This window comes from Desulfosalsimonas propionicica (genome assembly GCF_013761005.1).
GTDB classification, from domain to species: domain Bacteria; phylum Desulfobacterota; class Desulfobacteria; order Desulfobacterales; family Desulfosalsimonadaceae; genus Desulfosalsimonas; species Desulfosalsimonas propionicica.
This window is the reverse complement of the sequence record NZ_JACDUS010000001.1, coordinates 575772-601043: the sequence shown is the minus strand read 5'-3', so window position 1 is coordinate 601043 and position 25272 is coordinate 575772. Positions and strand designations below refer to the sequence as shown.

General features: G+C 50.5%; 18 protein-coding genes. 5 read left to right on the top strand and 13 right to left on the bottom strand.

Going from position 1 to position 25272, the window contains the following annotated elements; translation table 11 throughout:
- Positions 1–79 precede the first annotated feature (79 nt).
- The 5 genes from HNR65_RS02545 to HNR65_RS17785 all read left to right on the top strand — a co-directional run bounded on the left by HNR65_RS02545 (position 80) and on the right by HNR65_RS17785 (position 8130).
- The gene (locus HNR65_RS02545; RefSeq protein ID WP_181549862.1) at positions 80–703 is read left to right on the top strand and encodes a class I SAM-dependent methyltransferase; all 624 of its coding nucleotides are present in this window, start codon (positions 80–82) and stop codon (positions 701–703) included.
- On the top strand, positions 700–4242 hold the full coding sequence (locus HNR65_RS02540; protein ID WP_181549861.1) for a DEAD/DEAH box helicase family protein: 3543 nt from the start codon (positions 700–702) through the stop codon (positions 4240–4242). Before HNR65_RS02545 ends, HNR65_RS02540 begins: the two co-directional genes overlap by 4 nt.
- Before the next feature lie 264 nt (positions 4243–4506).
- Positions 4507–4965: a (deoxy)nucleoside triphosphate pyrophosphohydrolase gene (locus tag HNR65_RS02535; protein ID WP_181549860.1), complete on the top strand. Its 459-nt coding sequence runs from the start codon at positions 4507–4509 to the stop codon at positions 4963–4965.
- 43 nt (positions 4966–5008) lie between these two features.
- Positions 5009–7780, top strand: a complete 2772-nt coding sequence (locus tag HNR65_RS02530; protein ID WP_220128256.1) for a DEAD/DEAH box helicase — start codon at positions 5009–5011, stop codon at positions 7778–7780.
- Positions 7669–8130 carry a DUF3427 domain-containing protein gene (locus HNR65_RS17785; protein ID WP_220128277.1) on the top strand — a complete coding sequence of 154 codons (462 nt, stop codon included), beginning with the start codon at positions 7669–7671 and terminating at the stop codon, positions 8128–8130. The genes HNR65_RS02530 and HNR65_RS17785 overlap by 112 nt, the downstream gene beginning before the upstream one ends.
- A gap of 98 nt (positions 8131–8228) precedes the next feature.
- Here HNR65_RS17785 and HNR65_RS02525 read toward each other — a convergent pair whose 3' ends face one another.
- The 13 genes from HNR65_RS02525 to HNR65_RS02465 all read right to left on the bottom strand — a co-directional run bounded on the left by HNR65_RS02525 (position 8229) and on the right by HNR65_RS02465 (position 25135).
- Positions 8229–8492 (bottom strand): Txe/YoeB family addiction module toxin, encoded by a 264-nt coding sequence (locus tag HNR65_RS02525; RefSeq protein ID WP_181549859.1) that lies wholly within the window; start codon positions 8490–8492, stop codon positions 8229–8231.
- Entirely contained in the window at positions 8489–8731 is a 243-nt protein-coding gene (locus HNR65_RS02520) for a type II toxin-antitoxin system Phd/YefM family antitoxin (RefSeq protein ID WP_181549858.1), read from the bottom strand. The genes HNR65_RS02525 and HNR65_RS02520 overlap by 4 nt, the downstream gene beginning before the upstream one ends.
- Before the next feature lie 129 nt (positions 8732–8860).
- The gene (locus tag HNR65_RS02515) at positions 8861–9154 is read right to left on the bottom strand and encodes a hypothetical protein (RefSeq protein ID WP_181549857.1); all 294 of its coding nucleotides are present in this window, start codon (positions 9152–9154) and stop codon (positions 8861–8863) included.
- Between the two features lie 67 nt (positions 9155–9221).
- Positions 9222–9374 carry a hypothetical protein gene (locus tag HNR65_RS02510; RefSeq protein ID WP_181549856.1) on the bottom strand — a complete coding sequence of 51 codons (153 nt, stop codon included), beginning with the start codon at positions 9372–9374 and terminating at the stop codon, positions 9222–9224.
- A 15-nt stretch (positions 9375–9389) separates the two neighbouring features.
- Positions 9390–9656 carry a hypothetical protein gene (locus HNR65_RS02505; protein WP_181549855.1) on the bottom strand — a complete coding sequence of 89 codons (267 nt, stop codon included), beginning with the start codon at positions 9654–9656 and terminating at the stop codon, positions 9390–9392.
- A gap of 182 nt (positions 9657–9838) precedes the next feature.
- Positions 9839–10507, bottom strand: coding sequence for a hypothetical protein (locus HNR65_RS02500; protein WP_181549854.1), 669 nt, complete (start codon positions 10505–10507; stop codon positions 9839–9841).
- 136 nt (positions 10508–10643) lie between these two features.
- Positions 10644–13700, bottom strand: a complete 3057-nt coding sequence (locus tag HNR65_RS02495; protein ID WP_181549853.1) for a type I restriction endonuclease subunit R — start codon at positions 13698–13700, stop codon at positions 10644–10646.
- Positions 13697–14740: a PDDEXK nuclease domain-containing protein gene (locus tag HNR65_RS02490; RefSeq protein ID WP_181549852.1), complete on the bottom strand. Its 1044-nt coding sequence runs from the start codon at positions 14738–14740 to the stop codon at positions 13697–13699. Before HNR65_RS02490 ends, HNR65_RS02495 begins: the two co-directional genes overlap by 4 nt.
- The gene (locus HNR65_RS02485; RefSeq protein ID WP_181549851.1) at positions 14727–16166 is read right to left on the bottom strand and encodes a restriction endonuclease subunit S; all 1440 of its coding nucleotides are present in this window, start codon (positions 16164–16166) and stop codon (positions 14727–14729) included. The genes HNR65_RS02490 and HNR65_RS02485 overlap by 14 nt, the downstream gene beginning before the upstream one ends.
- Entirely contained in the window at positions 16163–18523 is a 2361-nt protein-coding gene (locus HNR65_RS02480) for a type I restriction-modification system subunit M (RefSeq protein ID WP_181549850.1), read from the bottom strand. Before HNR65_RS02480 ends, HNR65_RS02485 begins: the two co-directional genes overlap by 4 nt.
- A 188-nt stretch (positions 18524–18711) precedes the next feature.
- On the bottom strand, positions 18712–22368 hold the full coding sequence (locus HNR65_RS02475) for an AAA family ATPase (protein WP_181549849.1): 3657 nt from the start codon (positions 22366–22368) through the stop codon (positions 18712–18714).
- The gene (locus HNR65_RS02470; protein ID WP_181549848.1) at positions 22334–24136 is read right to left on the bottom strand and encodes a hypothetical protein; all 1803 of its coding nucleotides are present in this window, start codon (positions 24134–24136) and stop codon (positions 22334–22336) included. The genes HNR65_RS02475 and HNR65_RS02470 overlap by 35 nt, the downstream gene beginning before the upstream one ends.
- Before the next feature lie 105 nt (positions 24137–24241).
- The gene (locus HNR65_RS02465; RefSeq protein ID WP_181549847.1) at positions 24242–25135 is read right to left on the bottom strand and encodes a hypothetical protein; all 894 of its coding nucleotides are present in this window, start codon (positions 25133–25135) and stop codon (positions 24242–24244) included.
- Positions 25136–25272: the final 137 nt, after the last annotated feature.

The following is a 25272-nucleotide window of genomic DNA, read 5'->3' as shown; positions in this document are numbered from 1 at the left end:
TTATTTACAGTTTAAATCTTTGATACCATAGTATACAATACAATTTTATGGCACCAAACCGTAACGTTTCAGAAATTGCATGAACCTGAGCCTTTCAAAACAGCCGATGACCTTACCGGACTATTACACCACCCATTGCAGAGAGTACCACGAAAAGACATTTCACATTGACCCGTCCCCTTTTCTTTTGCCGTTTGCAGAAAACCTGCAGCCCGGCGCCCATGTGCTCGATATTGGATGCGGTTCCGGACGCGATCTTTTGTGGCTGACAAAAAAAGGACTTCAGGCAACCGGATTTGAATCCTCTAATGGCTTGGCAGCGCTTGCCAGACAAAACAGCGGCTGCAAAGTAATTATAGGTGATTTTGAAACCTATGATTTTTCAACGCTTCAGGCAGACGCCCTGCTGCTTTCCGGCGCCCTGGTCCACCTGCCGCAAAACCGTCTGGAGCCAGTTTTCAAAAATATCCTCCAATCCCTGCGCGCCCGCACAGAGGCGACAGTTTATCTGTCCCTCAAACAGGGGCAGGGATCATTTACAGACCAGCAGAACCGCACTTTTTACCTCTGGCAGGACAAAGACATCCGCCAGGTTTTCAAGAACACCGGTCTCAAGGCAATCCATTTTTCGCGCACGCCATCCCTTCTGGGAACCGGCGAAGCATGGCTCGGTTATGTGCTGAAAAAAGAGGCGGTAAAATGACCGGCGGCCGGGACAATAAGGACAATAACGCGATTGTTTACGGTAAACTGGTGCGGGACCGGATTCCGGAAATCATTGAGAGCCACGGAAAAAAACCATTTATCCGCCGGGTGGAAGGCAGGGAACGAATCTCTGCCATCAGTGAAAAAATCCTTGAAGAAGCCATTGAACTCTACAGCGAACTAAACAGCGGCAACAGGGACGAAATCCTCAAAGAATCTGCTGATGTTTTCGAAATTGTCCTTGCAGCCCTTCAGACCCAGGGCTTTACCCTGGATGATCTGCTGCACCGGGCCCAATCCCGGAGGCGCCAGCGGGGAGGGTTTGAAAAGGGGCTTTTTCTTAATCAGGTCAACGGAGGGGAACTTTGTGAGATTGAATTTCAAAAATTTCCCATGTTTGTTTTCAACCCCTACGCCAACGGCAAACTGATACATACCATCCGCACTGAGCTGGCCCAAAGCAGATCTGCATGGATCGCATCAGCCTTTTATTCCCCGGGTGCAGCCAATCTTTTGATTTCCGAGTTTTCAAAATTTCTGGAAACCGGCGGGAGCATGAAAATCATGCTTTCAACCATGGGCAACATCACGCGGCCGGAATATCTGGAACATCTTGCAGCCCAAGTGCCGGAAGAAAGCCTGAAGATATTCCACCCCCCGGATATTGCCTTTGACAAAGAGCCGCCCCATTTTCACGTAAAAACATGGCTTTTTCAACACTGCGACGGCCAGGGGGCCATGATCATAGGCTCATCCAACTTCACAATGGGCGGCATGGTAAACAACATAGAATGGAATTATTTTTCCCCGCGTGAGGTAAACGTTTCATACGATAACCAGACTCCGCCGTTTCAGGCTGCAGTGGCAGAGTTTGAACGAATGTGGAAAGACATGGCCGTTCCGGTTTCCCGGGAATTTATAAACGGCTACAAACAACGCTTTAGCAAAAATCAAAACTGGGGCCTGAAGCCTGAAAATAATACAGAGATCTTTGACCCCGAACATGCCTATGGCCGAAGCGATTTTACTGTTTCCCCCAATGACGCACAAAAAGAAGCCCTTGAGAATCTGGCTGCCCAAAGAAACCTCGGGGTCTCCAGGGCAGCGGTGGTGGCAGCAACAGGGATCGGAAAAACCTATCTTGCTGCATTTGACTTTAAACAAAGCCAGTGCAAAACCCTTTTGTTTGTGGCCCACCGGGAAGACATTCTTGCCGGTGCCCTGGAAACCTTCAGAAATGTCATGAATGACCCGGACTTTGGCGTAATCTACGGAAGAGGCAATACAAATATCGGCGATGGCAAAGCGGTTTTTGCCATGATCCAGACCCTGAGCCGAAACAGCCGCCTGGACAATTTTTCCCCGGAACAATTTGAATATATTGTTATTGATGAATTTCACCACGCTGAAGCAGACGGCTACCAGAGGGCACTGTCCCATTTCCGGCCTGGGTTTCTTCTGGGCCTGACCGCCACACCCGAGCGCATGGATGGAAGAGATGTCCTGGCCCATTGCGATTACAATGTTGCCTATGAAATACGGATACTGGAGGCGGTCGACAGGGGCTGGCTGGTGCCTTTCCAGTATTTTGCCGTTTATGATCAAACCGACTATGAACAGATTTCCTGGCGTGGCACCGATTATGACCAGGAAGCTTTAGACATTGCCCTGAAAGATGATACCCGCACTGCCATTGTGGCCGGCAATCTTAAAAAATACCTGCCTGCAACCGGCAAAATAAAGGCGCTGGCATTTTGCAGCTCAATCAGCCACGCCCGGTATACTGCTGAAAAGCTCACAGAAAACCACCATATTCCGGCAGCTGCACTCTGGGGAGAGGCAACAGATACACAGCGCCATGATGCAATAGCACGGCTCCAGGATGAACATGATCCCCTAAATGTTATATGCACTGCAAGCCTGTTTAATGAGGGCACTGATATCCCGGGCCTGACACACGTGCTTTTTTTGCGCCCAACGCAGTCGTTTACCCTGTTTCTCCAGCAGCTCGGGCGGGGTTTGCGCAAATATCCGGGAAAAGAGTTTCTGGTCGTATTGGATTTTGTGGGCAACTTCAAAAAAGCACACACAGCACCCCTTGCCCTTGCCGGATATACTTCCATAGCGCAGCTTGCAGCAAGCCCGGATGCAAAGCCCGGAAAAATGTTAACCCAAAACCTTCCCCAGGGCTGCTATGTCAGTGCTGAGCTTGAAGTCCAGAGGCTCTGGGATGCCCGGATAAAACAGATTTTTCAACGGGAAATGTCTGTTGAAGACCGCCTGAAGATGATTTACCAGGATATTAAGGCAGACCTTGGCAAAATCGATCTGCAGCTGCGTGATATGCTGCATAATGCCTATGACATCGACCCTTATGTTTTCCTGAAAAAATTCGGCAACTGGCTCCGGGCAAAAAAATTCTGCGAAAATGGCAATATCACTGAATTTGAAAAAAGCCTGATCAACACCCCTGGCGAATATCTGCTTTCCCATATCGAATCGGGCCTCAATCCGGTAAAATCCTATAAAATGGTTGTGCTCCTGTCTCTTTTGGAACTGGAGGGAACCCGCTGGAAAACAGATGATATCGCCAGCAAGTTTTTATCCCATTATTTGAATCACCCAAACCAGATTTCAGATTATGATGCACTGGCCAAATCTTCTGACCCTGAAAATTTTCGCCTTTCTTCAGTATCCTCCCACCTCAAAAGAATGCCTCTGGACAAACTGAGCAACGCCCCGGAGGATTGTTTTGTGCTGGACCGGGAAAACGATACTTTCAGCCTGAAGCCGGAATATGAGCCCTACTGGACTCAGGAAGCATTCAGAAACCTTGTAAAAGACCGGGCTGAATTTGTTCTGGCACGTTATTTCATGCGGGCCAGGCTCCAGCAGGTTATATTTTTCCACCCGTCCATCTGCACCCACGGTTTTAAGGTGAATCAGAAATTCATCAACGCGTTTTTTGAAGACAATCCGCCTGAACCCGGAGAAAACCGTGAGATTAAAATCGTTGCAGATGAAAAAACATTTAATGCGCATGTATCCAGGAATACGGGTGAAAATGAATACCGGATTTCCTACAAGGAAGAAAGCCAGATAGCCAGGTTTTTCCAAAGAGTTTTCACCCCTGCCCCGGAAACCGGACAAAAGGCTTTTACCCTGATCGCGGAAAAGAAAAAACTGCGGCTTGAACTGCCCCAAAAAAGCGCAGACCTTCGTGGCGTGGTTGTGGACATTCCATACACAAAAAACCCGGATACAGGAATAACGGCCAAATTCCGTAAGCTTTTGAAGGAAAATCCCGGGCAGTCACAGTGGGAGCTTGCTTTTGAAAAACCAGGATATGATGGATTAATGGAAATTGAAATCGTGGTCGGAAATGCGTTCAAAGCCTATACAGGCACCAAATTCAAAGACAAAACACGATTTCCGGCACGAATCAAGGCTGCAGCCACAGCCCTTTTAAAAGAAGGGTTTCGCGGGGAATTTCATGTAGCGGCAAAAGGAAAACGTGTTGTGATCAGCAAAGCATAGGTTATAAACGCGCTAAAGCCCAACGGATTCCTTGTGATCACGGCAAAAGAGCAGATCCCGAAATCCACCCGGAATCATTTGATGTGCTATGACCGCTATGTTTTCCGGAAAAGCTTAGCCGGTTCTATCACCATGCCCCCGGAATTCTTCCGGAAAGGGTTCGTCCGGAACTTTACAAACACCGGAGAATCTGCGAGATTGAATTTACTTTCGCAATGGCTGCCGACCAAAAATCACCCTAAAGATTTGCAAAGCGCCTGTCACATGCCTGAAGACATATCTGAACGCCGCAAAAACAGCAAGGCAGTTGATAGCAATGGCCCCATTGAGGTCACCTGCGCAATTATAGAAAAAAACGGGCAGGTTTTGGCGGCCCAGCGCGGCCCGGCCATGGCAATGCCGTTTAAATGGGAGTTTCCCGGAGGAAAAATCAATCCAGGCGAAACTCCGGAAAACTGTATCATCCGGGAGATCAAGGAAGAACTGGGCGTTGAGATCCAAATTAAAACCATGCTGCCGCCATCAAGCCATTCTTATCCGGATCTTTATATCCGGCTTCATCCCTTTGTTTGCCGGATAACCCATGGCCGCATTAAACCCGCAGAACACCATGCCGTTCAATGGACCGCCCATGACCGGTTATTGGCCCTGGAATGGGCAGAAGCAGATGTGGCTGTGGTCAAATCCTACCTGAATTATCGCATTGGAAAACAAGGGATATAATGCGCATCAACAACAAGCATAGCTGCCTGAGAGAATCCGCCCGATGACATCAAAGCCTGCTTTCGGCATGTATGACGCGCTTATCGACAAACATCTCCAGGATGTCCTGCGGCAATACCCGGAACTGCGACCCGTGCTCGGAAAGCTGGATGCAGAAGAGCAGCCCGCGCGGTATGCCGATTTTGTCGCAAAAGTTTTAGAACAGGTGCTGCGGGAAGAATCGGATCCGGAAAACCGGCTTGCCCTGTGCAATTTAATTCTTGAGCAGCTTTCAAACAGCCCTGATGCAGACACGAAAAAACTGGTTTCAACAAAAAAATCCCTTCTCCTTGAAATCACCCCGCCGCATTACGGCACATCCCACATGCCCCGGCCGCATACGCCTGTTTCAGAAAGCAGTCTTTTTACCGGATCGCCTTCAGATCCCCAGCTCGTGCACGAACTGGCCGCTGAAATGCGCTCTGCCGATGGCGTGGACATTCTGGTATCTTTTATCAAGTGGTCCGGCCTGCGCCTGCTGATACCCGCATTTGAAGATTTGCGGGACCGCAATATCCCTGTCCGCCTGATCACCACATCCTACATGGGGGCCTCGGATGCGCCGGCAATCGAATGGCTTGCAGCACTGCCCAATGTCAATGTGCGCGTATCCTACGATACCGAGCGCACCCGGCTCCACGCCAAGGCCTATCATTTCAGGCGCGATTCGGGTTTTTCCAGCGCCTATATTGGTTCGGCCAACATGTCCCATGCCGCCATCACCAGCGGCCTGGAATGGAACCTGAAAGTGACTGCACAGGACATGGCGCATATCCTTGAAAAATTCACCGCCGAGTTTGAAACCTACTGGCACAGCCGGGAATTTGTTCCTTTTGACCCGGAAGATCCCGCCCCCTTGCGCAGCGCCATCCGCCGCGCACGGCATGCGCAGCCGCAATCGGCTGTTTTTTTCGATCTCCGGCCCCATCCTTTCCAGGAACGCATTTTGGAAACCCTGGAAACAGAGCGTGAAGTGCGGGGCCTTACCCGCAATCTCGTGGTGGCCGCCACCGGCACCGGCAAAACTGTTATCGCCGCATTTGACTTTCAGCGCTTTTATGAACGGAAAAAAAGACAGGCGCGATTGCTTTTTGTCGCCCACCGCGTGGAGATTTTAACCAAGGCGCAGGAAACTTTCAGAAATGTTTTACGGGATGCCGGTTTTGGCGATGTCCTGGGCGGCACCTACCAGGCAGAACGGTTTGATCATTTGTTCTGCACCGTGAGCATGCTCACCTCCAGGCGGTTATGGAACCAAGTGGGACCCGGATTTTATGATTTTATCATTATCGACGAGGCTCACCACGGCACTGCATCGAGCTATCGCCCGGTTTTTGAAGAATTTTCCCCTGAAATTATTCTGGGCCTTACCGCCACACCGGAACGAATGGACGGCGGCAATGTACTGGCGGATTTTGACAACCGGTTTACAGCAGAAATCCGCCTGCCTGAAGCATTGGAAGAAAAGCTTCTCTGCCCGTTTCACTACTTTGGCGTGACTGATCCGGTCTCGCTTTCAGATGACCGGTTCTGGAAAAACGGCCAATACGATACACATGAACTGGAAAAAGTTTATACCGGCAATCATATCCAAGCCCGCCAGCGCCTTGATGCCATCCTATCCGCCCTACATCGCTATGAGCCGGACATGGAAGGGGTAAAAGGCATCGGCTTTTGCGTTTCCATCGAGCACGCGGAGTATATGGCGGAAATGTTTCACAAGCACGGCCTTGCCTCCGCAGCCTATGTCTCCGGCAATCATCCCGGCCATTACGAACCTTTGCTGAACCAGCTAAAATCCGGCCAGCTTAAGTTTTTGTTTACCGTGGACAAACTCAGCGAAGGGGTGGATTTGCCGGATATCAACATTGTTTTGTTTTTGCGCCCCACCCGGAGTCTGACCGTATTCTTGCAGCAGCTCGGCCGGGGCCTGCGCCATAGTCCAGGCAAGGATTGCCTTACCGTGCTCGATTTTGTGGGCCAGGCGCACCGCAAATACCGCATTGACACCAAGATTAAAGCGCTTTTGCCCAAACATCGCTTTTCCATTGACCGGGAAGTAGAGCAGGATTTTCCCCACCTCCCGCCCGGCTGCGCCATCCAGCTCGACCGCCTTTCCCGGCGCCATGTTCTGGAAAATATCCGGGAGAATTTAAAAAACCTGGCCGTGCAGGTGCCGGAGCGCCTCCGCGCATTTTCCCATGAAACCGGCCAGCCCCTGACCTTTGGCAATTTTATCCGCCACCATGATTATGAACCGGAGCGCCTACTGATCCGGGAAACCTGGTCGACCTGGAAGGCAAAAGCCAGGCTGACAGAATTTCCGTCAGACCCGGATATAACGCGCATGAAAAACGCCCTGATTCGCCTTGCATTGACCAACGGCCCCGCTGAGATTGCCCGGCTGCAAGAAATTGTGGGGCTTTTGAAAACTCAACAGGTGGATCGGGCAATATCGGCAGCCGGCAACACAGCCATTATGATCCACTACCGGATATGGGCGGAAAGAGGAAACACCCTGGGCATGAACTCCCTGCGGGAATCCTTTGACAGGCTTTCCAGAAACCCGGCAACGCTTTCGGATATAGAAGAAATACTGGCATGGGCTGAATCCGAAACACCGGTTGCCGGCATCCGGCCGGATCTGCCCCTTTTGCCTGCCCCCTGGAGCTTCATGCCCAATACGGATTCAAAGACATTCTGGCTGCCCTGGGCCAGGCAACCTTTGAAACAGCCGGTCAAAGGGGTGTCGGCATCGTTCATCTGCCGGATATAAAAGCCTACGGTGTCATGATCACCTTTCAGAAAACCGAAAAGGAATTTTCACCGTCCACCATGTATGCTGATTTTCCGATCAGCCGGGAGCTTCTGCATTGGGAATCCCAGTCCAATACCCGGCAGAATTCAAAAACCGGCCAAAACCTCATCCATCATATCCAACGCGGATATACGATTTTAATCTTTGTCCGCAGCCATAAGAAGCAAAATAACTGCACGGTTCCATTCACCTACCTTGGCCCTGCAGCCTGCCAAAGCTATCAGAGCGAACGTCCTATACAGATGGTCTGGAAACTTCAACACCAGATGCCGGTGGAAATGTTTGAGGATAACCGTAAAGGGGGATAGGCAGGATATCATCGCGCTCTAAAAGGGCATTTTCATGCGCCGGCGAAAACGGAGCGCAACAGATTTCTTGTCCGGGCGAAAGGCCTGGCTCTGCTGGGTTATTCGTAATGAGTCCACATGCGGATGATCTTTACCCTCTTTTCATTATCGATGATCTGGTAAACTAACCGATGCTGAATATTGATACGTCGTGAATATGCACCGGCTAAATCACCCAAAAGCTTTTCATACGGGGGCGGCGTTTGATAGGGATTATCACAAAGGATTTGTATTAATTCTTCCGCTTTGGATCTGAGCCCGGATGCTGATAATTTTTTCGCATCTTTTTGAGCCTGCTTCGTGAAAATGATTCGCCAACTCACCAATCAATTTCCTCAGTACAATCCTCAACCGGGGTCGCCAGGCCTTCACGAATGGACTCACGCATACCGGGAATATTTAAAAGATACATGGTCTCCTGAATGGAACGCCAGTCATCTTCTGAAATCAGAACCGCATTTCCCCGTTTCCCGGTGATCACAACTGGTTCATGCGATTTGGATGCTTGGTCGATAAGGCGGTACAATTTGGACCGCGCCTCTGTTGCCGATAAAGTAGGCATATTTCACCTTATTATTTTTTATAATAATGTACGGCATGGCGTACGTATTGTCAAGGCCATATTATAGCAGATCAAATTTTTACCCCACACCTGAAAACCAAATAGTCGCCGCCCTTCAGAAATGCCGATTCATTTAACTTCCGTTGCGGGACCATATTTGTTTTGGCAAACCCTCGTCTTTTTTAACGAGCTTGCTTTTTTATAATGGGTACGCCCTCCAGGCTGTCGAGAACCTCCATCAGCCGGGTTTTGCAGGCATGTTTCTCTCTCAGTTTCTGCAGATATTTTTGCCTTTGCTTCTGCCACTTCATTATTGTCAACGCCCGGCCGGTCATATTTTCTCTCCGGCAGCCGGTCGAACCAATACAGGACACGTTCCGGATCTGCTTCAAGCAGGGCGATTTCAATGAGCTCGGCCGCCATGGGAAAACGCTGTTTTCGTTCTGTTTTCGGGACCTCAAGACCAGCCTATGCCTTTTTATTTTTGATACTATCTTTTAAAAATTGAATTCACAACTTCTTTAGCCTTTTGGTCGGCAGCCGGAAAGGCGTGGAAAAAGCCTGTGTTGTCATAACCGCTGGTTCCGATCATTTTATCAGTTTCATTATCATAGACCGTCACATTTAATGAGGAAAGATACATGATCATATCCCACCTCTAGTTATCTGAACACTCAACGTAAATATCCATATGATCAGGTTTTTCTGATAAAGGCCCGCTCCAGGTTGCAATCCCCAGATCTGAGATGGCTTTTTGAACCGCCAACCGCATTTCGGCAGAGGATGTGTCTGCTTCGACAACATATGCAGTTTCTGCTGAAAATATCGGCCCGGAGTCTGTAATTGTCGGCGGTTTCATACTTGCACAGCCTGACAGGGCTATCACTATAAACCCGATAACTGCAAATTGAAGCTTTATTTTCATCTTTGCTCCCGTTCTTGTTCTGATTTATCCCTGTGAATTTTATGCAGTAAATTAAACTGACCCTAAGTCATACCCCAAAAAACACATTTTGCGCCGAAAAATCTGACAGGCTGCCCTTCCATGCATGATAGATTTCCATCAATCTCGGCGAAAGCAACAACTGCTTGATTTTTATTAGAATTTTAATAGTTTTTTTCAAGCGTAGAATAAAGTGACTCTGTAATCTTCGTGCTCACATATCTTCCGTAATTGGGAGAAACTTCAGAAATAAAAGGCTCGGTCACATCCGGATCATATTGAGTGAAAACAAATCCGCCAATCAAAGGGATAATGCCTACTTCCAACCATCCTATCTCTGTCCAGGTCCGGTCTATTTCAGCCTGGCGGAAAGTGTATGTCAAATGTATTTCAGAATGTTCAGATTTCTTTAAATCCGGATATGAAATATCAACCATGGTTGCAATATCGGCTTGGTAGCCATACCCCCATATAGCGGGAGCGAAAATAAGAAATCCGGGAAAATTTACAAAGAAATTACTGGCATTCCCATCGTATTCAGGCAAAATACTTATTTGTACAATAGCTTCAACCTCTGATCCATGGGAGGAATGGGAATAAGGATAAATAACTCTGTCAAAATTGCCTGATCCTCTCAGAGCAGAAACTACCGAAAAAAGATAGCCACTATTGACCGGATCATTCATTTGGGCGCCAACAACTCCGATAGTAACCGTTTCCTGAGGTGGACTCACAGGGTGTGTGAAATTTTCATTTAAATTCGTAATCCGCAAATTATGCGAACAACCTGTGAAAAGTATTAACATTACGAATAAAGCGAATAATTTTTTCATTTACTGTCTCCATAGAATCTTTATTATTTGGTCAAAAAACAGGGCCTTTCCATTTTCCAATCAAAACCTGGAAGCAATGGCTATTTGTACATGATTGGTCGACTCAATCCTGAACGATTAGGCACTCCCCTGTGTTTCAAAAAGCTTCCTCATAGGTCACTCCGAAAATCGTGTCCGCCAGCCACTTTTTAAAATCCGGATTATCGCTGAATTGTTTGAACAATTCCGTGTGGTCGGAGAGCATTTCAATGACCACTTTTTCCAGCGCCCGGTCGTGCTCCAGGCGAGCCGCAGACTTGCTGCTGTTCTTCATGGCATTCTGATATGCCTGATCCGCCGCAACCTTGGCGGGAATGTCTTCTGTAATCACCTTGCGGATGCGATCTTCGTCCTCCCAGTCGATGTTTCCAAAGCGGTCGTTGAATGCCTTTATGATGTTGCTCAGCGCGTCGAGTTCAGGTTCGGGCTTGCGACCACCCCCGCTTGTGGGTACGGGGGCGATTTCAGAATCCTCGTCTGGCAGCGTAAGTTTCATTGTTTCCTGTTTTTCTGCTCGATAGCTTTCCATGTCAATGGACTCGAGGATGCCTTTTGACAAGTCCTCTTCCACGGGAGCGGGCAACTTCGGGGTTAAAAAATCAAGAAATATTGACAGCTTCTCCCACTCGGCATTCGTGTATGGCAAAACAGAGGCCAGGAACTGATACGTCCGGCCAAATGCCTTGGCTTTGCCCTTAAAATCCACCTGTTCATCTTCAACCAGATCCTCATTATACACCCCGACACAGGCATCGAGTATCGGGTCCAGCTTGTCGCGGTCCTCGCCGCCGAGAAAAAGCCTGACCAGTTGATCAACCTGCTCGTCACTGTAGACCTGATAGCCATCCAACGTCGCCTTGAGGTCGTGCAGCTTATTCGGATCCGTCTCTTCGCTGAGCACCGTCGTGCGGTAGTAATCGGAAAATGCCCTGGTGATCGTGTCCGCGTCATTCATGAAGTCCAGCACAAAGGTATCGGTCTTTTGCGGGTGCGCCCGGTTCAGGCGCGACAGCGTCTGCACCGCCTTGATACCGGAGAGCACCTTGTCGACATACATCGTGTGCAGCAGCGGCTCGTCGTAGCCGGTCTGGAACTTGTCGGCCACGATCAGGAAACGGTACGGATCTTTGCCGGAAATCCCTTTCACTTCCTCCGCCTTGAAATACGCCTCGATCTTGCTGCTCGGGAATCCGTTCAGGGAGGCCTCGGTGATCTTCTTGCCGTCCTGCTCAAAGTCGGAAAAAGCCACGATGGCGTGGTACGGGCTTTTTCGCTCCTTGAGGTACGCCGATACTGCCTCAAAGTACTGGATCGCCCGCTTGATGCTGCTGCAGATGATCATGGCCCGCGCCCGCCCCCCGATCTTTCGACGTGCAATCACCTGCTCATGGAAGTGGTCGACCATGATCTCGGCCTTGGTCCGGATGGCGTGATCGTGCGACTCAACATACCGACGCAGCTTTTTACCGGCCTTCTTTATGTCGAACTCCGGGTCGTCCTCCACGGTCTTGGCCAGGCGATACCAACTGTTTACCGGCGTGTAGTGCTCCAGCACATCCAAAATAAAACCTTCCTGGATCGCCTGCTTCATGGTGTAGCTGTGAAACGGCCGGTGCGGTATCTTGCCGCCCACCGGCTTGTCCGGGATACCGAAGATCTCCAAAGTTTTGTTCTTGGGCGTGGCCGTGAAGGCGAAGTAGCTGGCATTGGTCAGCATCTTCCGTGACTCCATGATTTCGTTGATCATGTCCTCCAGAGTTTCTTCTTCAGATGGTGCGGCCTTGTACTCGGCCCGCTCCTCTGCTGCCATGAACCACTCATCGTTATTATCCGGCTCGGTTTTGGATTCTTTCCGGTCGGCCAGCGCCATGTGCATCTTCGCCGAAGTCTTGCCGCCCTGGCTGGAATGGGCCTCGTCGATAATGATGGCAAACCGCTTCCCGCGATGCTCATCGTCGATCTCGTCCAAAATAAACGGAAATGTCTGCACCGTGGAGATGATGATTTTCTTACCAGCCTTGAGAAAAGCGCTGAGCTGCTGCGTCTTGCTGACCGAGTCACCCGTCACCGCTCCGATCACCGAAGACACCTGGGCGAACTGCTTGATCGTGCTCCGAATCTGCTTGTCCAGCACCCGCCGGTCGGTGATGACCACCACGGAATCAAAAATCGCCTTGCCCCCGTGCTCCAGGCCGATCAACTGGTGGGCCAGCCATGCGATTGAGTTGCTTTTGCCGCTGCCCGCAGAGTGTTGAATGAGGTATTTTTTGCCCGCTCCCTCGGCCTCAGCGTCGGCCAGGAGCTTTCGCACCACGTCGAGCTGGTGATAGCGGGGAAATATCTGCTTGGGGGGCTTCTTTCGGCCGCGCTCGTCTTTCTCCTCAACCACCTCGGCGTAGTTTTCCAGGATGTCGGTCAGCCCGGGCTTGGTGAGAATCCGCTTCCAGAGGTAATCCGTCTTCAGTCCAATCGAATTCGGCGGGTTTCCGGCCCCATTGTCCCATCCCTGGTTAAAAGGAAGGAACCACGAGTCCTTACCCTTGAGATGCGTGCACATCCGTACCTCGTGGTCGTCCACGGCGAAATGCACCATGCAGCGGCCGAACTTAAACAGCGGCTCGTTCGGGCTTCGGTCCCGCTTGTATTGCCGCACAGCGTCAGCGACCGTCTGCTTGGTCAGCGAGTTCTTCAACTCGAAAGTGGCCACCGGCAGGCCATTGATAAACAGCCCCAGGTCCAGGGCAAGCTGCATCTCGTCCTGGCTGTAGCGGAGCTGCCGGATCACGCTGAAGATGTTCGCCGCGTGCAGCTCCGCCGCCCTGGTGTTACTCGGCGTCGGCGTGCCGTAGAACAGCTCCAGGCTGATCGGGCCGTGCTTAACACCCTTGCGCAAGACGTCAATCACGCCGCGTTTGGCAATCTCCGCATCCAGGCGATGGAGAAACTGCGTTCGCTTCGGGCAGTCCTGATCCATGGCCAGGGCCTCAGCCGTCTTCGGCTGGGTGGCCTCCAAAAACATCCGCAGCATGGTCAGGTCGACCACGTGCTCGCGGCTGTAGTCGTCGTTTGTGCCCTGAACATAGCCCGCCTCGTCCACGAGGGATTCGACAATCAGCGTTTCCAGGCCTTTTTCGCTTGTGTCGGTCGGATTCATAAATCCTCCAGCAAATGGGCGATCTCCTGCGGAGACGGCAGTTGCCCTTGCAACGATTTCGGCAAAGTCCTGGTGATTTCATAGGTCGCCACGCCCATGGGCTTTCGGGCGTCGTGCAGGGCATATTCCACAATCGTGCGATTCTTCTCCTTGCAGAGAATGATGCCGATGGAGGGGTTTTCATCCGCCTGGCGGACCTGCCTGTCCAGCGCCGTCAGATAGAACTGCATCTTACCGACGAACTCCGGCAGAAATTCACCGATTTTCAGCTCAATAGCCACAAGACAACGCAGGCGCCGGTGAAACAGGAGAAGATCGATGAAAAACTCTTTCCCTTCCACTTCCAGCCGGTACTGACTGCCCATGAAGGCGAACATGCCGCCCATGCTTCGCAGGAAATCCTCGATCCGGGCGATGAGGGATCGTTCCAGCTCACGCTCGCTGTGATCTTCACCCAGCTCCAGAAAATCAAAGGTGTACTCGTCCCTTACCGCCAGTTTGGCCTGAGCGCGCAACTCCGGCGTCAGCGCCCGGTCAAAATTGGTCTGGCCCAAAAGCGATTTTTCATAGCTCTGGTTGTCGATCTGGTGGAGGAGGACGTTTTTCGACCAGCCGAACTTGCGGGTCATGCGAAGATAAAATTCCCGTTCCAGGGGGTCCTTGCATTTGCTCATGATGACAAGATTATGCGCCCAGGCGATTTCTCCAACCAGCGGTTGGAGTCTTTCGTTGCCATGGTACTCCGAATAGAACTGGCGCATATACCAGAGGTTTTGGACTGAAAAACCGCTCACACCGGGGAATTCCTGCCGCAGATCGGCGGATAACCGCTTTACCACAGATTTGCCCCAGCCCTCGGTCTCCTGGCGCTCTGCGATCATCCGCCCGATGTCCCAGTACAAACCCACCAGTTCCTTGTTGACCGCCTTGAGGGCTTCATACTGGGCGGAGCGGATGCGCTCCTTGATTTCGGTCAGCAGGCGCGGGTAATCCCCCTGTTTGCCGAGACTGTTTCCGTTAGGGTTATCAGTCGGGTCCATTGACGCGCTCCTCATCATCAATCACGGCATCAGCGATGTCTTCTTCCAGTGGTTCAAGAGATTCAACCGTCTCTTCCAGGTCTTCACTGCCCGGCGTCGGGGCCAGATGCCGCACATCCACCTTGCCGGTGACCACGTCGGCAATCAGGCGAGTTCGGTATTCGCGGATGAGGCCGATTTCGCGTTGAGCCTTGGCGATAGATTTATCCACGAGAGCTGACTCCCGTTCAATCAACATTGTTATCTGCACTTGCTCCTCGATTGGTGGCAACGGCAAAGGAAGACGGCTTAGTATTCCGGTATTCAAGCTCTGCATGGTTGCACCTACCGACATTAGCGAGAGGTACTCGGCAACCCACCAACCATTAAGCGCTGCAATGAGGAAGTCATGGTTGATCATATTGGGGATTAGTCTTGCCCGAATGCTTCCCGTTCCGATCAGACAACCAGCCTCCTCTTTCCGGACTAAGGCGCAGCGCCCGAGTTCACCTCTGCGCGAGAAAACGATGTCTCCCTCTATTAAGGCATATTCTCGTAGCCGATGGAACGTTGCACCGTCAACGGCGCAATTCACATCAAGTGTAATGCGTCCCCCCGACATGTGTACAGGATTAACCAGCGGCGTGCCGCCGGGAATGTAGTCCGATTGATGCAATATGCTACCGAACGGACCTGTTTTAAATGTAGTGACGAGCCTCCCAAGCGTCGTTGCTTCCCAATGCTCTGGGATATCCCCTATCCATTCGGTGCCTGAGGGTTTAAGGGGCACGTCGGGATCAAGACCACGGGTCACGGCCCGGTTGATGATGGCTTGCTTCTGCTCGTTCAACACCTCGATCAGCCGCCGCCGATTTCGGATGAAGCGGCGGACGTGCCGGTCAAGTCCACTAAGAAATCCAACGATCAGTTCTTGCTCGTCGAGCGGCGGCAGGCATGAATAGATCATCTTGAAGTGTTGCGGGCGCAGGCTCCATTGGTCTGAAGTAATGCCATACGACCAACGTTCCGCTTCCTTGGCGAAGCCGGGCGTTCTCAACAGATAATGGAAGTATTCTGATCTGAGCTCGCCCCGCAACCGTTGCACGATATAGGCTGGACTGACGATCCCTCGATACTTTGATGCTCCCACCGCGCCCTGCCAAGCGCGCATCTTGTTGTAGGCTATGTCGCCAGGGAGGACGAGTTTGTACTTGGACTTGTCGAGATTTGAGGAATCCTTCTTCGAGGAGTCAGCCAAAAGATCTTCTTGGCGGATGATGCCTCTGCCGATCGTGACCGAAAGCAATTGCTCATCTAAATGCCCTTGTTCCTTGACCTCTTCGAAGATGGCCCGATGTGGCAGACATTCCCAATGTTTCGGCACCCGCCCCAGCCACGGCAGGCCGGAGTCCTTGTATTCGGGGTAGGGCTTCAGTACATCACTCATGCCTTCTGACCTCCGACTATTTCCTCAAGCAGCCCCTCGCCTTCTTCCTGCAATTTAAGCAGGTCGGCCTTGATCTCATCCAGCGGCCGCAGCTCCGGCGGCTTGTAGAAGTGTCGGGTAAAGGAAATCTCATAGCCCAGCTTCGTGGCGGTTCCGTCGATCCAGGCGTCAGGTACGTGGGGCAGGACTTCACGGCTGAAAAAGGCCTCGATCCCGCCTTCCTCCAAAAGCGGCACCTGTTCGCTGTCCCTCAGTTCGGAGTCGGGTTCGTATTCCAGGACGAGCCCGGGGTCGCCAACGGGATTGGCGTACAGGCCGTGGAGCGGATCGACTTCAGCCTTGCCGAGCTTGTGGACCTTCTTGATCACCGGTGGCGCGTCCTCCACCCGCCAGCTCACGGCATTGAGAATGCTCTTCTGCTCGGCGGCGGAGAGCTTGATGCCCCCCTTCTCCAGCGCATCGGCCACGGCGTCGCGGAAGCGGTTGTGGTCGGTGAAAAGGCCCTCTCCCACCTCGGCCCGCAGGGCACGGGCAGCGTCATACAGCTTTTTGTCCCGCTTCCAGGTGTCGGGCTTGAGCAGCTTCTTGCGCTTCTTCTCCGGAATGGCTTTTCGCCTGGGCGTGTCGCTGTCCTCGTCCACCCCGGAGTCCTCATCACTGTTGCCGCCCCAGTCACGGAGGGTCTTCTCCACCTGCTTGCGCACGGAGGAGAAGTTGTCAAAGATCGCGTCACCGAATTCCTCGTGCAGGGCCTGGCGGATGTCCTCGTCGCCCGAGGCGTACCTTAGGGACCGAATCGCTCGGCGAGTCAACTGGCTGTGCAGGCGCAAGGGCCGCTCAACGCGAATCTTCCAATAGCCAAAGGCCTCATTCGAAAAAATTTTCGATTGCTCTGTTTCCTCAAAGGCCAAAAACATCTCGCAGATCCGTTTGATCTGCTCCTCGGAAAGCTCGCTGTTCTTTGCGCCCATGTTCTTGCGCAGGGGCTGGTAAATCTGCGTGGCGTCGATGAGCTGGACCTTGCCTTTGCGGTTCTCCGGCTTGGCGTTGGTGAGCACCCAGATGTAGGTGGCAATGCCGGTGTTGTAAAACATGTTCAGCGGCAGCGCGATGATGGCTTCCAACCAGTCGTTCTCAATAATCCAGCGACGGATGTTGGATTCACCCGAACCCGCGTCACCGGTGAACAGGGACGAGCCGTTGTGGACCTCGGCGATACGGCTGCCAAGGGGGCTTTTGCCCGTTGGATCGACCATTTTGGTCAGCTTGTTGACCAAAAACAGGAGCTGGCCGTCACTGGAACGCGTGATCAGTGAAAGCTCGTCACCGTCATGCTGAACGATAAAGCGGTGGTCAGACATATCCTTCTTGCCGCCCATGCGCTCAAGGTCCATTTTCCAGCTCTTGCCGTACGGCGGATTGGATAGCATGAAGTCAAACTCGCCCGAGGGAAAAGCGTCGCGGGAGAGAGTGGAGCCGAACTTCATGTTTTCCGCGCCAGCCCCCTCACCCTTGAGCAGCAGGTCGGCCTTGCTGATGGCATAGGTCTCGGGGTTGACCTCCTGGCCGAACAGGTGGATGGAGACGTCTTTGCCCCGGCTATTGGCAAGATCTCGAAGGGTATCTTCAGCCACGGTCAGCATGCCACCGGTGCCGCAGGCGCCGTCGTAGACCCGGTATGTAGCGGACTGAATATGGTCGGCAATAGGCCAGAAAATCAGATTGGCCATCAGCCGGACAACGTCGCGGGGCGTAAAGTGTTCGCCGGCTTCCTCGTTGTTTTCCTCGTTGAAGCGGCGGATCAGCTCCTCGAAGATGGTGCCCATGGCGTGGTTGTCCAGGCCGGGCAGGCGGATGGAGCCCCCGGCGTCGCGGACGGGATGGGGGCTTAAGTTGATGTCCGGGTCGAGAAATTTTTCAATAAGGGGGCCGAGTGCGTCGGCATCGATCAGTGTGGAAATCTGATTGCGGAATTTAAACTTGTCAAGGATCTCCTGGACATTGGGTGAAAAGCCGTCCAGGTAGGCCTCAAAGTCGGCCTTGAGCTGCTGCTGCTTAGCGCGGGCCTGGAGGTCGCGGAGGGTAAACGGCGAGTCATTATAAAAAGCGTGATTGGCGTCCGGACCAGCCGCCTTGGACAAAGCGCCAACCTTGTTGGCAACGCCCGCCTTGTCAAGCTGTTCGCTCATCTTGAGCACATCCTGCTTAGTGGCCTCCAGGCAGGCATCAAGACGGCGGATCACCGTCATGGGCAAAATCACATCACGGTACTTGCCCCGTACGTAAACATCCCGCAGAACGTCATCCGCGATGCCCCAGATAAAATTGGCAATCCAATTCAGTTGCCCGTTTTCCATTCAAACTCCCGTCATTTGCATTTTCATGTGTATATTATTGGCCGAAGGTGAAAATCACCGGTTTTATCCGGCGAATTTTTCTGGTTAGAATTGAGCAAGGTGCCCCCGAATTCCTTCTCCAGATTTTCCGTGAAGAATGTCACCGAGCATTTGTGCATGATCTGGATTGAATTTAGTCAATATATGCTTTATTTACCTAAGCTATGCACAACCGGCCCATCACGACCAATGCTCTCAAATTTGTAAAATTTTGCTCCTCCTTCTAAGCTTCTAAATTTCTTTATCATTAAGTCGAACAAGCGCTGTTCACAAGTGGAGATGAAAAATTGTCGCCTACCCGGGGACGTACTCACAAGGCCTCTTATGAGTTCCACAAAACCAAACGCATTGAGATCATCAAAATGAGTAACCGGATCATCCATTAGGATCGGCGCAAAGCCGGACCAGGTCTGGGTCAGTCTGCCTGCGAGAAACATACTGAGCATGAGTATCTGTTTCTGTGAGTCGCTGAAATAGTCGGCAGGCTTGACTTTCTCGCTTTCCCATCCAACCGCGACACGGATCTCCTTTCCTTTAGCATCAAGGGCAATGTCGCCGAATCCGTACACAGTGCGAAGTCGCTTCTGGATTAACGTTGTAAGAGGGCCAAGCGTCTCAACATGATTGGCGACAGCACGGGAACTCTGCCTATCAAGCACCTCTCTTACTCTCTCAAACCAGTTCTTAATCTTTGATAATTTAGAGGTTTCTTCTCTGAGAACGCTCTCCTGGTTTGTCAGTGATTTGACTTGAGACTCGAGTTCCGACCGTATCGCAGTTCGTTGAGCGGCATCCAGTGATAGCTCGAGCGTCGAACAGCGTCTCTGGATCGCATGCAGCTGATCAACGCGCTCCTCTGTTAGTTTTATCTTCTCGCTAATGGCTTCAGGGGTGAGTGCATCACGATCAAGTACAGCCGCTGCCCGCTCAACGAAGTCTCCCATATCCTCTTCCAACCGTTCTTTTTCTTGATATAGAGTGCCAATTTTTTTTCTGGCCTGACTGATCTTTGTTTTAATCATACTCAAATCATTCGTGAGTGCATCCTTCTGAGGAGAGAAATGACCAATGCGTTTGATAGCCTCTGCTTCAAGCGATGCGGCCTGTTTGCTCTCCGCCGCCAGTTCCTGAGAGGTCATTTCAAGGGATAGATCCAATTCATCAGCTTTAACATGGAGGTCATCGAGCTGTTTTTCCAGAGACGCAATAGTTGCCGTTGCCTGCTTCCGAATTCCTTCCTTCTCCACACGATTCTGCTCTAATTCCTTCATGCGTTTGGTGCTACTATCCAACTCGGATTCGAGCCGAGTGAGATCGGCCCGTGAACGGTCAAACGCCTGCTTCTCCTGTGTAGTTTTGCGTGATATAGCGTCTGCGAGATCTTCGTTCACTGAAAGCCCCGTACTTACCACCCTGCTCTCGAATAGGACCAAAGATTGACGTGCATCCGCAAGCTTTTTTTCATTTTCCTGTAGTTCTTTGGTCTTGTATGAGTATTTCGTGGTGGCCGTCGCAAGGGATGTTTTGTCCTTTTTCAGGTCATTTCGGAGTTCGTCACAGCGTTTCGAGAGCTCGTCTACAAAAGCAGGCCTTGCTTCCTTTTGAGCGTGAATTCGTTGGATCAACGTCCTCTTTGATTTATGATCAGTGCCACATGTGGGACAGATCCCGTTTGATACGTGGGCCTCCAGTTTATCAAGTAATTGAGAAATTTCAGCTCGGTTTGCCGAAAACTCTTTATATTTTTCCTCGCACGTGGCAAGTTCCTGCTCCTTTTCAGTCATTCCAGATTTGAGCTCGTCAATATCGGCATTGACGCTTCGTAGGGTTGATTGCGCCTTAGCAATAGATTCCTTAAGACTGATTATGAATCCCCGATTCTCCCGCCATGCCGGAAGACCATCTTGAATTTCCGATAAAGCTTGTATTTTTTGAGAATGGTCTCGAATCGTTTCGTTATGCTTGGCAATTTGAGTTCGCAGATTTTCTGCGACAGTCAACAACGGCTGAAGCTCAGTATCAATCTTCTCTATTTCCCCAGATATTCGATTCAGCTCCTCGTGCCAATGACGGAGCGAGCTATCAGTCTTCCGATAAATCTGTTGGAGGCGGTCAAGCTTTGTCAAACACTGCTGACGTGACTTTGCGCGCGCCAAAATGGTGCGTTCTTGTTCTAAATTGGTTGAAAGTTTATCCAATGCCTCTTTTTGTTGCTCTTGCTCATTTTTTCTCTCTTTGAGTGCCTCCTCGAGCTTTGCAATCTGAGCCACGGTTTCTTGATGTGCGTGTTTGTTCTTATCGTATTTTGCCAAGTCGGATTCTATCACCTGAAGGCGTCGAAGACTGTTTTGGGCATTTTTGAGGGCCGATTCAGCCATGGCTCGCCATTCACGGGCATTCTCTGCAGTTGGTTGGGTTTCATCAATTTCCATATCAGTAAGGCGTGGCAGTTCCTTGATCAGTTCGACGACAATCTTGGAGATTTGCCTCTCACCTTCAACCTCCCCCCGAATTTGCGGCAATTCCTGTAGCCGCAAATTTACCTGGCTCACTTCCTCCTTAAGATCGTCTATCTGTTGTTTTTTCTGGGTAATTAGTTTTTCCAGCTTTCCCAATACCGCTTCTGCTTTTGCCAATCCTGAGGCATAATCATCTAGGGCCAGCATCCGTGATACCAGATCGGAAGAAAGTGTGGAATTTTGCTCAAATTCAACCATTAGTTCCGGGTCGGTTTGACTAAAAAGGTGTGTCGCTCGAAAGAGACGTTCGAGGTGCTCGATCCGCGCTTTTTTGGGGCCCCACTGGGCTGCAGTCAGAAATTGCAATGTGCTCGCTCGATCATGCTCCTCCCCATCAATTAATGTAGCACCCCATTCGGCAACCCTTCGTGCCACTGAATGATCTGCGCTCCCTTGGCTCAGGTAGCCTGAAACCAAACCGTCACTGGTTGTTGAGGCCAAATGACGGGCGATATTGATGAAGCGCTTTTGACTGATTCGCTGACGGCAAAGACGCCCTATTCTCCCTGTACATAAGTAGTCAATTGCATCAAAAAAGGACGTCTTCCCAAGACCATTAGGTCCATAAAGAACAACAATATCCGCGTCCACATCGAATACTTGCTTTTTTTTGTATGCTCGAAAGGCTTCAATCTCAACTGTCCTGACTCGCATGCGCTCTACAGGTTGAACTTGCTGCTGCATAACTGGTTCTGCCCCGTAATTAATTTGGGGTAGTGTTTCCTTTTTAGCAAGAAGTTGTTCAACAATATGGGATGCGGAATACTCTCTGGGAACCACTATCTGGCGCGATAGTACAGCGCTTACATTCAGGTCCTGCAGAAGCGTCTGTGCAGAGGGTGGTCGCACGAGCATGCCCACCTGATCTTCTGGGAAAGGGAGGAAAGGGAGCCGAAGCAGTTCTCGCTCAAGTTCATCTGGGGAGTGCGATAAATTGATAACGTATTTTCGGCAAAAATATACATCTGTCTCCAATGAACCAAAAAATGCATCACTCGCAGGCTTCGGCTCTGACCGGCAGATAACGAAAGACAGGTTGCGATTTCTCCAATAAGTATGTTTCTCCCGGTAGAGCTTCTTGAAGGTATCATACGCGCGGGCAAACGATGATTCGGAAGTGCCATTGATAATCGCAAATGCCGCTGAATCAGAAGAAGTTTCCAGCAATAGCAGGGGATAGTCATCATCTGGTGAGGCAGTCAATTTAGTACCCTTTTCGAGAATACGATCTTCGAGTACTTTTTTGAGTCTGTCATATGATTTGACGATGTCCTGGTAAGACTGCATCAAGCTGCTCCTTTAAGGTATGAGTATCGGAGAGAGCGCGGCAACTATTAATCAGTGTCTGGAAGTCGAGAAATGCCAAGCCGCTTTCACCATCAATTTCATCAATTCTCCAAAACTCTTCCGGTACTGGGGGGACGTTATGACGATCACGAGCTATTATCAGGACCGGATCTGGGCTTTGTTGTCGGACTAAACGGTCATAATGGAGGCGACAATCCTGATATGTATCACCGCGAATTGCAACAACTTGCACAAATCCATTATCTGTTTGTATCGAGCAGTGAAGCATGGCGCCTGAAATTTCTAAACTGTAAGCAAGGCCGATTGCAGTTAGCGAATGGAGTAAGTGCTCCAAGGCGTCGGCCTCAGGTTCTGACCACAAATCAGCATTATCGCGGCGGTTCAAATCTCGCGACACCATGCCGTTTGAATAAGAACACGTAGCCCAGTTGACTTGGTCCAAGGACATCGGTCCATTTATTGCGCGAATCCCGGCTATAATGAAGGGCTCAATTTCTTCAGCCGAAATTTTAAGAGGGCGCCCCGAAAGCATGGTTGCCGATAGATGACGCATAATATCAAGAGAATCATTGATCCATTTGACTGCAGCTGGAACTGGACCGTTACAAAGTCTTGGATCACTGGTGTCGCGAGTTGCATAAACGCCAGCCGTTGGTAACGGATAAGTTCTATCGGTTGCGTCATATCCCGCGAAACGAGGGACTCTGACGCTAAAGACATGAATGCATTCTCCCATTTCCCTGAAGACAACATCTTTGCAGCGTTCAAGTATATCGCTACCTCTGAGCGAGCTAGGTTGTGTGCATACCGTGGGCCGGCGACAATTGCATTCAAACTGCGCGGTAGGCGATAATACACACGCCGAAAATCCTCCTAGCCCAGTGCGAACCGGCTCTCGGGAAACCGCAGTGTTTGCATGAATGATTGTAGCCTTGTCTCTATGGATGAATGCATACGATGTATCTGTTAAAAACTGGTATGTGTTGTTGAGAAATGAGGAGTGGTTTGGCCCTGTGTTGTGTTGAATAACGAAAACCCAATCCAGGTCGGATGGTGTTTTAATCTCGTTAAGCTGCGAAAGGAATTCACGCCAAACAGTAGATCCAGCCACGGCAGCAACCCAGTCGAAACATATAAAAGTCACGATCCTGCACGGATAGTCACTCGGTTCGTATCGACCCTCAAAGACGTAAATGGTGCTGCCACGAAACATATCGCTGCAAGGGACATTCATTTCCGGCCAGGCAGGCCGGACCTTCGGCTGCACCCACTTTCCAATCGTACCGCCGTAGGCCTTGACCCATATCACAGCGCAATTTACCCATTGGTCATTCGGGACCGTGTCCGGCGCGTTCGACTCGCTGACTACAGCGCCAAGCATGTTACACAAATCTGCATATTCGGACTTCGAGATCCCGTGAACGCCGGCAATTATGATGCTCTCATTGGGCCAGTCAGTTTCTGAAATCCGATCATTAATGGTCGATACACCCTTAACTCCCGGCACTGCATATTCAGGAAATAACGTGAAGTTGGCACCCCGCCCACCGAAGCTGCCTTGCGAGATATCCAGAGTGTGATTAATCGCATTCAGCTGTTCATTGACAGCGGTATAAGACCATCTGAACGGCTCTTTAGGAGAGGAACCAGGGGTTGAGTGAAACTGGATAAAAGGCTGCATCATTACTATCCGCATTTCATCCTGTGGTATGCGAATATCAATTTTTATTTGTTCAACATTTATCACTATTATCCCTCAACGCCCGGCATAAGGCGCGGCGGCTTTTTGCCGACGCTCTTAATGTCGTTGTTGGCGCATAATTTATAAGTTTGACCCCAATATGCACAAAAATTAGAAAGGTGGGGGCTCTATCTCATGTGATTGTGCAATATCCCTTAAGTAAATAATGGATGCTGCTATAACAGTAATTGTCCATTCCGTAGTGGCAGCAGTAGCGCTTCCGCCAGTGGTTCCGCCATGAGCTACACCCTGTCCAGCACCTCTGAAGCGGTATGGTGATAAAATTCCGTTTACTATTGTGGGAGGAATAGCCTCACCGTTAGCGTCAGTAATATATTTTATTATTTTTTCAAAATCTTTTTGTTTTGTTGGGAACAAGGCCTTTGTGGCCGCCTCCATAGCAGAAACAGCTTCTTTAATTGCATTCGGAAAATCGGGTTGTGGTACCTTTTCAAAAAACAATTTTGCTTTTGTAAAATGTCGACGTGCTTCATTTAATTTTGGATCTTGTAGTATCCTGTAAGCTTTGGAACTGATTTTCTGCGAATGGTACCGGCCTGGCCGATAAAACTCACCATCCTTCATTCTATAAACGATTGATTCCTCAGCGAGAAGTTGGTTGACATCTTTTTCAAAATCAATGCGCACTGCCTCTATTTCAAGTATCGTCCCTGGATTTCCGTTGAAGTCATATTCGATTTCTTCCTTCAGTAACCTATCGTATACCCGTTCACAAAAAATATAAACTTTCGTCCATGCAAGTTTCTGGAGAATATCGTATGAAAGATCAGATGATTCATCATCGCTGTAGGATTGCTTGATTCTATGAAGTCGAAGCAGTTCTTCAGCGATTCGATACCACCCCTCAGATCGATTAAGCTCTACAGTTCTTCTGAGTACAAACCATAATGCGGTTCTAGCTGATTCAGGGAAATCTGAGTCGATTAAAGATTTGTTCTCAAAACCGAAGCGGCCTGGGAAAAGAATTTTTTCAGTATCTGACATAGACATAATCCCATCTTTTTGTGTTCAGAAATGGGGAAGAGCCAACGTTGGAAGCCAGGAGCAGCCAGGGCTTCCACTGACTTGATTAAAGTTGTTTGATGTTCAATTTACCTCGGCTTATCAAAAAAACGCCGGCC

What these genes read in the sequence shown, in the direction of transcription:
- HNR65_RS02480 (WP_181549850.1), bottom strand. Translation starts at nt 18,523, where the DNA reads ATGGAAAACGGGCAACTGAATTGGATTGCCAATTTTATCTGGGGCATC.
- HNR65_RS02495 (WP_181549853.1), bottom strand. Translation starts at nt 13,700, where the DNA reads ATGAATCCGACCGACACAAGCGAAAAAGGCCTGGAAACGCTGATTGTC.
- HNR65_RS02475 (WP_181549849.1), bottom strand. Translation starts at nt 22,368, where the DNA reads ATGCAGTCTTACCAGGACATCGTCAAATCATATGACAGACTCAAAAAA.
- HNR65_RS02545 (WP_181549862.1), top strand. Translation starts at nt 80, where the DNA reads ATGAACCTGAGCCTTTCAAAACAGCCGATGACCTTACCGGACTATTAC.
- HNR65_RS02535 (WP_181549860.1), top strand. Translation starts at nt 4,507, where the DNA reads ATGCCTGAAGACATATCTGAACGCCGCAAAAACAGCAAGGCAGTTGAT.
- HNR65_RS02520 (WP_181549858.1), bottom strand. Translation starts at nt 8,731, where the DNA reads ATGCCTACTTTATCGGCAACAGAGGCGCGGTCCAAATTGTACCGCCTT.
- HNR65_RS02505 (WP_181549855.1), bottom strand. Translation starts at nt 9,656, where the DNA reads ATGAAAATAAAGCTTCAATTTGCAGTTATCGGGTTTATAGTGATAGCC.
- HNR65_RS02510 (WP_181549856.1), bottom strand. Translation starts at nt 9,374, where the DNA reads ATGTATCTTTCCTCATTAAATGTGACGGTCTATGATAATGAAACTGAT.
- HNR65_RS02490 (WP_181549852.1), bottom strand. Translation starts at nt 14,740, where the DNA reads ATGGACCCGACTGATAACCCTAACGGAAACAGTCTCGGCAAACAGGGG.
- HNR65_RS02465 (WP_181549847.1), bottom strand. Translation starts at nt 25,135, where the DNA reads ATGTCAGATACTGAAAAAATTCTTTTCCCAGGCCGCTTCGGTTTTGAG.
- HNR65_RS02530 (WP_220128256.1), top strand. Translation starts at nt 5,009, where the DNA reads ATGACATCAAAGCCTGCTTTCGGCATGTATGACGCGCTTATCGACAAA.
- HNR65_RS02485 (WP_181549851.1), bottom strand. Translation starts at nt 16,166, where the DNA reads ATGAGTGATGTACTGAAGCCCTACCCCGAATACAAGGACTCCGGCCTG.
- HNR65_RS02500 (WP_181549854.1), bottom strand. Translation starts at nt 10,507, where the DNA reads ATGAAAAAATTATTCGCTTTATTCGTAATGTTAATACTTTTCACAGGT.
- HNR65_RS02515 (WP_181549857.1), bottom strand. Translation starts at nt 9,154, where the DNA reads ATGGCGGCCGAGCTCATTGAAATCGCCCTGCTTGAAGCAGATCCGGAA.
- HNR65_RS02540 (WP_181549861.1), top strand. Translation starts at nt 700, where the DNA reads ATGACCGGCGGCCGGGACAATAAGGACAATAACGCGATTGTTTACGGT.